Consider the following 13,329-nt stretch of genomic DNA (forward strand, 5'->3'; position numbering starts at 1 on the left):
TATCCACTACCTCCGCTCTGTGAGCCAATAGAAAATCCTTCAGGATATCTTCATCATATTGATCTTTTCAATATTCCAGTATAAAAAAGTCATGCCGGAGAATGCATATCACATGACTCCGGCGTGTCTTAAACAACGTCTCATATGTTGTTTCATCCTTGTGAATAGCCATTCACAATTTCCTAAGAAGTCATTTATTCAAGTAGCTTTCTTTTACCACCTCAAGGATTAACATCACCAGTCACCGAAGAAAACCAGCTTAGGTGTGCCAGGTCCGAGATAGGCATTAACATCCGTCCAGTTCTTGTAAGGATAATATACAGCCGGATGAGCGATATCATGATGGTGGGTATTTTCTTGTAACGTTAATGTACCATCTTCTGTACTACCAAGAATGTGCGCAGGGATGCTTTCATTCAAAGGATCATATACATTATCCTTGATAATACTCTTTACGGTACCGGAATCAGCATCAAATGCTATTGCAGGCATTGCATTGTTATAGAAATCAATATAATAAGAATCATTTATTTGGGTACTTGCCTCTGTTCTGCCTGCAAATGTTCCATTCTTATAAGAATTTGGACGATTTGCGTTGACATATCCATTCGTATAACAATTATTGATCACAATATTCCCACTAGCGATACCTATAAAACCTCCAATGTAATCAAAAGTCTGCCCATGATTGGTTGCAGTCGAAAAATTGGATTTCATTGATGCGGTAGAAAAGCACTTCTGAATACCAACATCTATATTTCCGGATGCGTTACCGATAAAGCCACCTATGCCTCCTGCACTATTTGCAATAATATTGCTAAGTTTCTGGCCAGCACTGGAATATCCACTAGAATAGCAATTTGTTATTGTTCCGGCACAGTGTTTTGTTGCCATTTCTTCGCCTTCTTGGCCTATATAACCGATAAATCCACCTATACCATTGCCACATCCGTTTATATATGCAGATGAAAAACTGTTTTTTATATCGATATTTCCGGATGCAATTCTTCCAATTAAACCTCCTACCGAGCCGTCACCCAGTGAGTTTAATCCATTATATATCTGTCCTGTTGTACCAGAAACTCCGACACCATTAAAATCCAAATTACCACTGTTTACTAAGCCTATCACTCCTCCTGAATATCGATATCCATAGATACTTATGTTTCCGTTCACGTAGACATTTTCCATCTTGATATTCGACAATGCTTCACCAACCAATACGCCTGAGGATTGAGTAGAGTACACTGACGGATTATTCATTACAAGATTCTTTATTGTTAGCGGTCTTTCCACCTTTGCAAATAATCCCGAATTATTTCCACTGTTATTATTCGATCCCAAATTGACTCCGTGAATTGCATGATTCTTTCCATCATATTCATTGATATGATGATCATACAACGGATACATCGAAGACTGTGTAGTCAACAAAGCCGGATAATCGATCCTGTAAATATATGAATCCGGTAATTCTGTTAAGTAAGGTTTTGTATTTGCTTTATACTCACCAAGACCTGCAGCATAAGTCCCATCGTCCTGCCAATATATATCGTCCGTTTGTTCAACATACTTAATGTTATACAGAACTCCTGAAACATCTTTATCAAGATTCTCAAGATTTCTGCTGTTTGATATTTTTGCAGTATAAGTACCGTCTCCGTTATCCTTCAGTGCTTCAAACAAACTGTTTCCAGAATCATGTGGTGCACTTGAACTAACTACATCATCAAGAGATTTGCTCGTGTAAACTGTAAGTTCTTCTCCAGCGACACTTCCGTTTATTTTTATCAGATACCTACCCTGATACTTTGAAATATCATCGATATAAAACTCTATTTTTCCATCTCTGATTGAAGCTGAATATGACCCATCCGAATATATATTCACCCAATTCAGACCAACCAAACGCTCAGTACTGCATATCACATCACCATTATAAGTAACTCTAAATATGTTATCGTAACCGCTGGCAGTCTGGACTCTAATATATGTCACATTACGTACTGTATCGGGATAAACTTGTTCTATTGTTGTCCCCTTGGTCTTATCATTAATATTTATATAAGCCGTAAGTCTGTTTTTATTCTTCAGCTTTATAGGTGATAATGTCTCCGGCTCCACCCAATCGCCGTAGAAAACAATCGGTGTACCCTTATGTACATTATCCTTATATGGGAATTCATCAGAATTTTTATTAAATGTTTTAACCTCCACATTGGATGCAAACTCATTAATTATGTCGCCTGAATCACTCTCAACTCTATTTATGCCTTGAATTTCATACGGTGGCAGATTAGCAGGATTTCCAAAGTTAATGTCATTAAATCCAGTATAATTATTATAGTTCTCACCTATTAATACATAGGTGTTTATAAATTTAGCACGCAGTTCTTCTGTGATTTCAGACGCATTTTTATAATAGTAATGACCTACAAATGAAGCCGGCATATCCGTTCCATTATATACCTTTCCTTCCACATAGCATCTCTCATATGTTTGATATCTGTGCTGAAGTCTTCCGACAAAACCTCCAGCCGCACAGTCGCTTACAGTATAAGTCCCATTAGCACTCTCACAACAAACAGATGCCGTAGTGAAACAATCGCTTATTGTCGTAGGGTAATTAATATCAGTACCTATATATCCAAAAAATCCTCCAACTGCTATCTGACCACAGATGTTATATCCTCCTTCACTTCTTATTTCGAACTTTTTCGACATATCAATGTCACTTGAAGCAACCTCAGTCACTGCAGAGCCATCAACATAATCCTGTCCCTCACTCACATGTCCTCCAACAAAGCAGAACGAAATATTGGTTGTGGTCTTAGGCTTAAATCCTCCTATCAATCCTCCGGCACAACGCGAACAATTATCAGCGTATACATATGAAGAAGAACCGCAATGACTTATTGTATATTTTCCTCCTGTTGCACTTCCTATTACACCACCGGCATTGGAGTTATCATTCTTAACAAGCTTATTATCATATAAGGTCCTGACTAAAGCATCTCTTCCGTAAATAAATACCTGATTTATGATGAGCTCTCCATCCGATAAAACATTACCAATAAGACCTCCGGCATTACCATTTTCAGAAATAACCGCAGATTGAACAATGGAAAGATCATGAATATTCATTTCCACGTTATTATCAAGATGAATTAACCTGAAGAGACCTGCACTGGCACAGTTTTCAGGCTGTGTGTTATCATTATCCGACTTTACTTTTCCGTTATATATGAGCACATTATATATAATGTGTCCATTACCATTAAACTCTCTAAGCTTTTCGTTTATAATTCCGTAAAAAGCATTTGACGCTGTAATCGGATCGGCATTTGAATATGCATAAATATTTATATCAGAAGAGTTATCTGATTCTGTTTTTATTGCAGTTATAAAGTCCGTTTTGGAAGGTGCATTATTCAATTTGTGCGCATCCTGAGCATTCCAGTATAAATCACTGCAAAGCAAAACTTTTGAATAGTCTTCATGTACATTAGATATATATTTATCTACATTCTGAAGATGCCTGAAATTTGTGATAAGAGCTGTATTATCATAAGCGCTCACGTTTCCGGTACCCGGATTCACTATCGCTGTAGCCGGATTTATATCGCTGTAGTATGACTTACTATAACTTGAATTATCGGATCCATCCGCGAACAAACTATTGGTCACACCGGCTATAGGCCATACATTAGTACCTGAGGTTATGGCATCAGCTGCTGTTTTTCCTTCATCTTTCAGCTGTGTCCATGAAATAAATCCCGACTCTACAGTAACTCGTATATCTTCTCCTGCCTTTAAGCTGCTAAACAAGGATGCAAAATTACACTCCGGAGTAGTTATATCATCAAGATAGATATGGAATTCCGTATTATCACCGTTTGGGATTACCTTAGAATTGATGAAATCAGGAACTGCAATATCATCAGAACCTGTTGTTTCTTCCCCTTCAACCCCAGTTATATTTGTAATCGCCTGGTCTTTATCAATAAGGCTTACAGAACTTGTAGTGAGGTCTAATTGCATATATGCGATTTTCTTACTGCTTATACCCTCAATAGCCATAGAGGCATAGTAATGTCCTCCGACTTTATTGATCTCAGAAGTAGGCACAGTTATGATAGCCGCAAGTTTAACAGAATTACTCAAACTTAGTTTAAGTATCTCCTCTTCGTTGGATCCGTCAGCTTCAATAACAGGCCAGTCACCGTAATGATGATTCGTAAGCTTACCCTTGACATTATCATCCGTACCTGAATAAAGCTGTCTGATTGTCTTATATGGATATTTACCTTTGTTTGCAGACTTTGGTTCCTCTTTCAATGAGTCATCCCAGGGATCAGCATCCAATTCTGTATCATCTGATGTTACTTCTTCTCCAACAGTCGCAATGATATTGTCTACGTCACTATCACCTTTGCCTGTTAATTTATTAAAATCATTTCCTGATTTTTTATCTTTTCCTTTGAAGAAATAGTTATTTCCACTGGCAGTGATTGAACCATATCCGATAAAACCACCGGCAGTTCCACCATCATGAACTCCGACTAAACCGGTACAGTAGCAGTTATTTACAGATACGCCTTGTCCTCTTCCTATGAATCCCCCCACTGTGCCTGTAGAATAAGCAGAACATGTTGTGTAGGAATCCTTGACTAAAACAGAAACTGAAGACATGCCGATAAAACCGCCGGCATTACCGTCGGAAATTACATTATAATTTTCAACAGAGGCTACCTTATTTGCATTTGAACCGTAAACACCGTGTTTACCATCCAGGTCATCCTCACCATTTCTTGTATGTCCGGATGAATAGCAGTAGTTTATATTATTAGTACTTCCCCCACTGATATTACCAACAAAACCACCGGCGTTTGCAGATGCAAATACATAAGATGAACCGTAGGTGTTTTCAATTGTAAGTCCACCTTTTGATTCACCTACTATTCCTCCGGCATTATTTGCGCCGCTAACAGTACATTTACTCTTTCCATAAGCATAGCTGGAATCTATATCCAGTTCTCCACTCACTGTTCCGACGATACCGCCAGAGGTTCCATTAGTTGAATCTACACTGATAACCCCACCTTCGACATAACCTTGATTAATGGTGAGCTTTCCTTCGCAGTCACCAACCAATCCACCGGACGAATTACTTGTTGCTGCAGAAGTGCTGATACTAACTTCATTACCGGATACAATAGAATTAACTATTGTAAGATTTCCAGCACAATCACCAACAAGACCTCCTGCACTGCCACCACTAGAGCTTACCTCTGTTCTATTGCCTGTAACTGTGCTATTTCTAATAATTGCACCATTATCACTATGCCCTAAAAATGCTGCAGTATCGTTTACTCCGTTTATTACAGAATTAATAACTGTGCAATTATTTATTTTTACATCATTAGTACAATGACCTATGAGTGCTGCAGTGTCATTTGCACCGTTTATTACAGTATTTATAACGGTACAACTTTTAACTACTACATCATTACTACTATGACCTATGAGCGCAGCAGTATCATTTGTACCATTATAACTGCTATCCTCTACTGTAAGATTTTTAACTGTGAATCCGTTTGAAACTTCAGAAATTACTCCCGTGTGATTATCTTTCCCTGAAGTTGCATATAGATTTTTGATACTTTTTCCATTTCCATCATATTGAGTGAGATATTTATTTGAAATTCCATAATAACCCGGATCAGGTGAACCATCTGCGTCATGATCCGATGAACCCTTATAGTCAAAAATACACATTGTGTTCTTTGAATATGAAGTTCCTTTGATTTCATTTAGTTTATTAATGAATTCATCATATGAAATATGATCAACTTGTACTGCATTTGTAACCTTTATTTCGTTTGCCAGTTCAGATAAGCCTGAAACGTTTGATTCTTCAACAAATGTTACATTTGATATGTAAGTTGCCAAATTTTCAAGATGACGAATGTTATTTTCATCTATCCATGCTGTACCTCCTATATTTCTATAATAAAGGCTATTAACTGTATATTCATCTTCGCTTCGTATTGTTATGGGAACCGAATCTGTCTTCACTGTAATCTCAGCTACTATATGTACATCCTCTCCCGGAATAAGATATTTAAATTCTTTATAAAAATGGCCATTTGAATCTGTTATATCATCAAGAGCTATAGTATAAGTGTTTGTATCAGCCTTGTATGCTCTAGGAATAGCATAATGTACTTCTGGATCTGAAGTACCGTTGCTATAGATTGAATTAAAGTCCCCTGTCCGATTTAATACTATAGTCTGAGTATTACCGCTTGTTTTTCCTGTTACAATAAGTTTAATCTCATGGTCAGGATTATATTCATTGGGGTTCTTTATCTCTGCCCAAAGTATAGCCTCATTTTTCACCGTTAGTTCAAGCGGTTCAATGTCATCTTTAAAAACTATATTACTAGCATCTGAACCATACCATCCGATAACACTATCTTCAGTTTCTGGTAAATAATGAATCCTATTTTCTTTTATCTTTGCGTGATAAAGATTTTTATTATCAGACTCTTCAGCTGCCTCTTCAGGAATGAACTCATGTATCTTTGAAGTGCCAAAAAAAGTGCTCGCATGCCCGGAGTAAAAAACATCAATCACGTTAGCATTCTTGGCTTCATAAGCAATAATATAGTTACCATCATCTGCCACGGATTTATCGATTGAATTGTCCGGCAACATATATGATAGTATATCTAGTTTTTCGTGATAGATCTCTGTTGACGTGCCATTATAAGGAACAAATCGATAATCTGCTTCCGATGTTGAATCACCATCGTTTCCATCATATGGTTTTCCGGAACAATTATAACCTAATGAAATACTATCCTTATTATTCTCGTAAAATCTTTGATACTCTCCACTGACATACGCCTGACTGAGATGATTTTGTGCAGCAATAAAGATTTCTTTTGCCGTATTATCCATCTCAAGAGAATGAAGACCTCTTACATATCGATTTACCGCAACAAAAGAAACTCCTGCCAGAATCGCCATTATGGCGATAACTACCAGAAGTTCAGAAAGCGTGAATCCAAGATCATTTAATCCTTTTTTACTTTTCGAATCCGGTTTTTCTATTCTTTGTTCACGTACACCGATATTATGTTCATCTTTTTTCTTTATTATTCGATCTACCATAACATTTAGCCATTGATTACCTGTATCTTTATAACTATGTCATCATCTGGATTCGTGTTATCATTAATCCCTATGATACGTTCATTTTTTTTATTTTCTACCCATAGTTTTTCTATTTCAAAATAATTATATGTAGAATTATATGAAACATTCCAATTGGTGATAAATTCATTATTCTGATAAGAAACAAGCGGTTCCGGTGAAGTATATGTACCGTCTGTTTTTTTATAGCTTTTACAAATTCCCTTTTCTTCATCGAAACTTATACGCACTTCTCGATCATCAATAAGAAAAAATGTAGCAGTATTACCACTCGCTTGTATTGTTTTTTGGGTATCTGCATATGACAATTCGTCGGTAAGAAGTACAATTGTATTAGATAAAAGAGATTCAGCATCCGCATATTCTGTCACCTGACGATATGCTTTAACCGCAGTAGCCATACCTGTTGTTATCATGATACCAACCAAAGACATAATAAGAAGAGTCGTAAGTGTCTCAGTGAGTGAAAAACCATCTTTGCTATTTATTTTTCGATATATGCATTCACCATTCATATCATTCTTTCTAATAGCTATAAATCAATCTGTTCGATGTCTCGGCATCAGAGGAGGCTGATTGATTAAAATAGATCTTTACTTTGTAGTAGTTATCATCTGTACCAAATACAAGAGGTTCTTCAGTATCTTCTTGATAAAATTTCACTTTACCGGTATTACTGTTTTTCACATCATCATCTTTAACAGACATCTTCGAATTCCATTCATAGTAATGCTTGAAATTCTGTTCTCCTAATTCGATAATACGTTTTGACGCTACGATCATGGATGCAAAAAGAATCATTGCAAGGGCAGCAATTAGTGTAGAAACTAAAGTCTCTGTTATCGTTTCTCCTTTTTGGTTTTTTATAATATGCAAAAATTTCATATTTATTCCTTAATTACAGTTAGAGACGGTTTACACAAATCACTCCTCTGTTGTAATAACTTTCTCTAAAGATGTAGAATTGTATTCCAATCTATATTTACGCTCTATTTTATCTGAAGTTTCACTAGGTGACGAAACATTCTTCTCCTCATACTTCATCTTTAGTTTAATCTCATATTTATTACGTGTATCGACTGAATCATCATTTTTGAATGTTAAAGTTAGATTACCTCTTGAATCCATCTTTGCTGTCATCTTGACTTTCAAATCTCGTTTTTCTTCAGCACCATCAAAAACTTTAACCATATACTCAAATTCATCAGTTTCCTTTTTTTCCCCCTCTATGAACCACGGGTCATAAAACTCCTTTGGAGGCGAGTTTGGTAATTCATCATCTTCTTCAACAACAGCTCGAAGCTTCGTATTATAATTACTAACATTTTCATTAAATAATAGCGTATATAAAATATCATTACCTAAAGCAGAATCTGGATCTATTTCATTTCTAACCTCTGTACCGCCACTTTTATAAACTCTTTCAACTTTTGGTTCTTTATAATCATATTGTTTTTCTTTTTCTTCATCTTCATCCTCAGTTTCATCATCTTCTTCAGCATCAGAATCATCATCTTCAACTAGGATTATGTCTATTTCTTCTGTCACTTCAATAGATTCTTTTTTCAGCCGTTCCTCTACAAACTTCGCAGCTGACCTTACAGCATAGAAATTCTGATCTCTTTCTCTCATTCCATCAAGTCCGCCTGTTGCCACCGTCGCACTCAGAAGTATCATACTTCCCGTCACTGCACATACTATGAAGAACAAAAGAGCCAGCATCAGCGTTGCACCGTTATTTGATTTTAACTTTTTACATACGCTGTACATTTGGCTCCTCTTTATCACTCACCTGCTATAGACTCCGCGATTGTCTCCAGCGTATTTCGCTGAAGCTTTGAAAAATCGGCTTTTCCTAGACCTATGTAGTCATTCGGATCAGTTGAAACTGAAGTATCAAGTCCGGCAGTGGACTCCGCTCCTATAAGTGTTTCATAGAAGACAACATTGAGACTGCAATTGATGGGACTGTTCAGCACACTTGCAATTTCGTAAGTATTATTCCTGTTGTTTACTGCACTTAATGATATATCCTTGATCATGCAACGATATCTGCTGTCATGTATCTGCTGGATGATCTTTCTGCATATCTGATAGTTAGCCGCAGTGAAGCTGATCTTAATGTTTCTACGGACCGTATCATTATCCGCCACAGGTGTATCGAAGCTGAAGTTGTAGCTTTCAGCCATAGGTACGAAAATCGAATTAAGAAGCGACGCCTCAGCCTTGAAATTATCATAGGTAGAAACTACTCCATTCATCTTTTCCTGATTTTCGGATACCTCGTCCTTCATGGCCTGGATTATCTCGGCCTTTGCCTTTTCCGCTTCTATCTGCTCTTCTATGATCGTAGCATCCGCAGCTTCTATCCTGTTGTTTACAGAAACATATATGAATCTGTAATACACAAGGCATAGCAGGATGATTGACAGTACCAGCAAAAATGCCTTTTCAATTCTTGTAAACTGTTTGTTAAGCATTCCTTCTCCTTAGATTCTTATCCTAAAGGTGAACCTCCCTGGATAGATATGGAACCACTGCCAAAGCCTCCCGGAGTATCGATGTATACATTCTGAGTATTGGCAGCCGCTGCATTCGCCTGAGCCTGAGCTTGAGCTGCGGCATATGCTGCAGCCTGCTGTTGCTGCGCCGCCTGCTGCTGTGCCAGTGCCTGCTGATTAGTCGAGCCTGAAGAAGACTTTGACTTCGAGGATGATGATGACGATGACTTATTAGAAGCCTTCGACTTTGTATCATTAGATCCCGAAGTACCTGAAGCTGCATTACCGGAACTTGTTTCGCCGGAAGCTTCCGTTTCAGTCGCAACTACAGTTTCCGCTGCCGGAGCGGTCTCCTGCTCTCTTATCTCAGGAACATAAGCATTATCACCTGTGGCAGGACCCGTAGGACTTGCATCCAGATACTGATCCACTGCTTCCTCGCCCATGGATATCGCTGTTGCAACCTCATCAGGTGAACGGAAATAAATGGTTATGGTGGCGTCCACGTACTGAGGATTCAAAACACTACCATCCTCGTCCACAACCACCTTGTTCTTATCCTGATCCACGGTGTTCGCTGTCTTTGCGGTTACATAGTTCACATACTCGGACTCCTCCAGAGACTTGATGATCTCCGGAATCAGATGTGCATCTACGACACAAAGCTTTATCTCAGCAACATTACCTGACAGATTGATATTCTGGATATCGCCGTTGTACTGGATACGGGTGTCGATAATGTTCAGCATCGTCACCGAGTCCTGAGCCACTTCTTCATCGGAAGTCAGATAACTGTTTCCGTAATGGCTGTACTCTGTTCGAACCGCAGCATACTCATTGTTTTTTGCCTGAATCTCCTGAAGTTCCCGCTGCTTTTCCGCAAAATAACTCTCCGCATCATCCGCTTTTTTCAGTTGTCCACTCACTGCAAACTTCTGGAAGAAGAAAAGACATACGAGATACACACAAAATACAGCCAGTGTAAATACGATATCTCTCGTCTTCCTCTGCTTGTACATGAGGTTGATACGTTTTTTTACAGGGTACTTTTTCCTGCTGTTAAGCTGTATCCTGCCAGAACTTTTTGCCATTGAAGTCAATGCCCCCTATTTTTTACCATACCCGCTTTCGAACTGTCTTGTAAGTTCTTCTATGGCTCTGTTTGTACTATCATCTTCGCCTAATGTAACAAGTTCATCTTCATCACTGCTGCCAAGGCTGACAAGTATATCCTCCGGCTTCTCTTCGGCGGGAATATCTTTCTTTTCATCTTCGCCGATGGTAGAAATCTCCGGTACATCTGAAACCGGTAAAGACTCAACCTCTTCCTTTTCAGAAGTCGATTCATCAGATGCTTCCGTCTGTACTGTTTCCACAGCCTTTTCATTATCTTCAAGTAATTCTTCAGCTTTTGACTGTTCATATTCATCTATATGCTTTGCAATATGCTGAAGCTCAGTGTCTGTAAGTTCAGTAAACTTTTCATCAGGGTCTATGGTTACGCCGTAACTCTGAGGACTGATGATAAAATCTGTTCTTAACTCATCATCCTTGATTGCATAAAGATAGCTTATAGGCTTCACAGGCAGATTTAATGTCTCCGAGATCATCTTTACAAGCTTCTTTACATTGCTTCCACCTCCATAGTAGTAGAGAGTATCTATAGTATTGGAAGTATTACTGTAGCTGTAGAAGTTTAAAGCTCGCATGATTTCTACGGCTCTGCTCTCATACTGCTGGATAAGCTCAGGATGTGACTGAATGTTTCCGAGATTATCCTCTTCCGCAAGTCTGGCGATATGTATGTCAGCGCTCTGAATGTCAGCTATCTTCTCTGCAAATGATCTTCCACCCGGTTCCAGACTTCGTGAGACATCATAGGTTCCGTGTCTGAAGAAATGAATCTTGAAGCTCTGATCTCCCATATCAAGCAATGCATAGTCCTTATCCTGCGGCACCTTGAAAAGCTGATTGTATTTTTCAAGTATGCGCTGCAATCCTATGACATCCGGCACAAGTCCGACAGGTTTTAACTTTGCATTCTTCGCCATGGTTCTGTAATGGTTGATAGTCTCCTTACTGCATGCCACAGCAAGAAGCTTCATGCTCTTCTCGTCACTCTCTATCACCGCATAATCATAGAAATACTTATCGGTACTTTCTGAAATGTAGTCATGAAACTCAAAGGGAAGGTTCAACTCCAACTGCTGAATGTTCATTCGCGGAAGTTCAACCGTACGTATATAAGTACCGTTCGTGGGGATACTGAATATGGCATTTCTGCATTTTATGCCATGAGCCTTGAGAGTATCTCTCAGAAACTCTGCCATGGCATCCCAGTACACTATCAATCCGTTTTTTACAGAATTGTCCGGTACATTCTCATAAAAAAATTTTTTCAGATGTCCTTTTACGACATAGGAAACCTTGATTCTGTATGTACCTATGTCAATTCCGACCACCTTATTAATTCTCATCCCAACCTCTCAACTATATATATTGACGTGAGTGTCAAAAGCTTTGCTTCTCAAAACCGCCAGACTTATTCGATTACCAGGCGAAGGCTTTCTAGTTGCAACATAACTGGAAGATATCATTCCCTCTGTGTCCTTATTTTTAGATTCGGATGACATATGCACCAAATCGTTTCATCCTAGAAGTCTCATATACCAGTTTATAAAGTCATTTCCAAACATGACTGAAATCATCGTTGCCAGAGAGATAGCCGGCCCGAAAGGAATCCTGTTTTTCCTGAGAAGAACCACAAAGAGAAGCCCTATGATGCAGCTCAGTATCATATTGAAAAAGGATACAAACACGCTCATGTAAAGACCGGTCACGAACAAAAGCTTAATGTCTCCGCCTCCCAGTGATTCCTTTCCGGAAAGCCTGTCGAACAGAAGCGACATGAGCAGCATAAACACCGAAATCCCAAAGCCGCTTATAAGTCCTCTTACGATCTCTTCTCTCATTATCATCAGAAATGACATTTCCCCATAACTCTGTCCTGCGAATGCCAAAGGAAACATCACGTCAGAGACTTTGAGATATGAAGTTATTCCGACACCCTTTGACATTGCTATAAGCGGTAATGTCAACAGCCACCAGAATATGCCAAAAGCATGGAACCAGTCCGGTATCGTAAAGGTCTTTAAGTCAACAAGACTAAGACCCGTAAGCATTACCGTAAGCCCCATGTACCTGAGGGAAACAAACGAAACATCATATCTGTATACTATCGCTGCAAATGCAATTCCCAGAAATATCTCCACACATGTGGACTCAGGACTTATCACTGCTCCGCAATAATTACATTTTCCCTTTGATCTTATATATGAAACTATGGGAATCAGATCCCAAAGTCCAAGCTCCTTATTACAAACATCACAATGAGAGCGTCCCTTCAGAACACTCTCCCCCGCCACGATACGCCATGCCATACAATCCACGAAACTTCCGAATACTGTTCCGAACACGAAAGAAATGGCAAGAATATATATCGTCAAAGCTATACTGATCTGGTACATATATTTCCTAAACTATGGCGTGAGTGTCAACTATCGATTAGAACCGTTATGCACTTTGTGCTCACGCATTCCCACTGTAT

General features: G+C 38.6%; 8 protein-coding genes and 1 pseudogene. All 9 read right to left on the reverse strand.

Annotation, left to right across the window (positions count from 1 at the left end; translation table 11 throughout):
• Positions 1-234: 234 nt before the first annotated feature.
• Complete coding sequence (locus BM294_RS05015; protein ID WP_242944422.1) at positions 235-6,966, reverse strand: hypothetical protein; 6,732 nt, start codon at positions 6,964-6,966, stop codon at positions 235-237.
• 51 nt (positions 6,967-7,017) lie between these two features.
• A pseudogene (locus BM294_RS16790) lies at positions 7,018-7,179 on the reverse strand (type IV pilin protein); the annotation flags it as partial.
• A 5-nt stretch (positions 7,180-7,184) separates the two neighbouring features.
• Positions 7,185-7,736 (reverse strand): hypothetical protein, encoded by a 552-nt coding sequence (locus tag BM294_RS05020; protein WP_091205423.1) that lies wholly within the window; start codon positions 7,734-7,736, stop codon positions 7,185-7,187.
• 10 nt (positions 7,737-7,746) lie between these two features.
• Complete coding sequence (locus BM294_RS05025) at positions 7,747-8,106, reverse strand: type IV pilus modification PilV family protein (RefSeq protein WP_091205425.1); 360 nt, start codon at positions 8,104-8,106, stop codon at positions 7,747-7,749.
• 39 nt (positions 8,107-8,145) lie between these two features.
• Positions 8,146-8,991 (reverse strand): hypothetical protein, encoded by an 846-nt coding sequence (locus tag BM294_RS05030; RefSeq protein ID WP_091205426.1) that lies wholly within the window; start codon positions 8,989-8,991, stop codon positions 8,146-8,148.
• Between the two features lie 14 nt (positions 8,992-9,005).
• Positions 9,006-9,701 (reverse strand): hypothetical protein, encoded by a 696-nt coding sequence (locus BM294_RS05035; RefSeq protein WP_091205427.1) that lies wholly within the window; start codon positions 9,699-9,701, stop codon positions 9,006-9,008.
• A gap of 17 nt (positions 9,702-9,718) precedes the next feature.
• Entirely contained in the window at positions 9,719-10,813 is a 1,095-nt protein-coding gene (locus BM294_RS05040) for a hypothetical protein (protein ID WP_091205429.1), read from the reverse strand.
• Positions 10,814-10,828: 15 nt separating this feature from the next.
• Positions 10,829-12,199, reverse strand: a complete 1,371-nt coding sequence (pilM, locus tag BM294_RS05045) for a pilus assembly protein PilM (RefSeq protein WP_091205431.1) — start codon at positions 12,197-12,199, stop codon at positions 10,829-10,831.
• A 171-nt stretch (positions 12,200-12,370) separates the two neighbouring features.
• Positions 12,371-13,249 carry a prepilin peptidase gene (locus BM294_RS05050; RefSeq protein ID WP_091205432.1) on the reverse strand — a complete coding sequence of 293 codons (879 nt, stop codon included), beginning with the start codon at positions 13,247-13,249 and terminating at the stop codon, positions 12,371-12,373.
• Positions 13,250-13,329 lie beyond the last annotated feature (80 nt).

The organism is Oribacterium sp. WCC10 (assembly GCF_900113415.1).
Lineage (GTDB): Bacteria > Bacillota > Clostridia > Lachnospirales > Lachnospiraceae > Oribacterium.

Bases quoted from the DNA above. Each gene is read 5' to 3' on its own strand.
- BM294_RS05050 (WP_091205432.1), bottom strand. From the start codon at position 13,249: ATGTACCAGATCAGTATAGCTTTGACGATATATATTCTTGCCATTTCT.
- BM294_RS05020 (WP_091205423.1), bottom strand. From the start codon at position 7,736: ATGAATGGTGAATGCATATATCGAAAAATAAATAGCAAAGATGGTTTT.
- BM294_RS05030 (WP_091205426.1), bottom strand. From the start codon at position 8,991: ATGTACAGCGTATGTAAAAAGTTAAAATCAAATAACGGTGCAACGCTG.
- BM294_RS05025 (WP_091205425.1), bottom strand. From the start codon at position 8,106: ATGAAATTTTTGCATATTATAAAAAACCAAAAAGGAGAAACGATAACA.
- BM294_RS05040 (WP_091205429.1), bottom strand. From the start codon at position 10,813: ATGGCAAAAAGTTCTGGCAGGATACAGCTTAACAGCAGGAAAAAGTAC.
- pilM (WP_091205431.1), bottom strand. From the start codon at position 12,199: ATGAGAATTAATAAGGTGGTCGGAATTGACATAGGTACATACAGAATC.
- BM294_RS05035 (WP_091205427.1), bottom strand. From the start codon at position 9,701: ATGCTTAACAAACAGTTTACAAGAATTGAAAAGGCATTTTTGCTGGTA.
- BM294_RS05015 (WP_242944422.1), bottom strand. From the start codon at position 6,966: ATGGATAATACGGCAAAAGAAATCTTTATTGCTGCACAAAATCATCTC.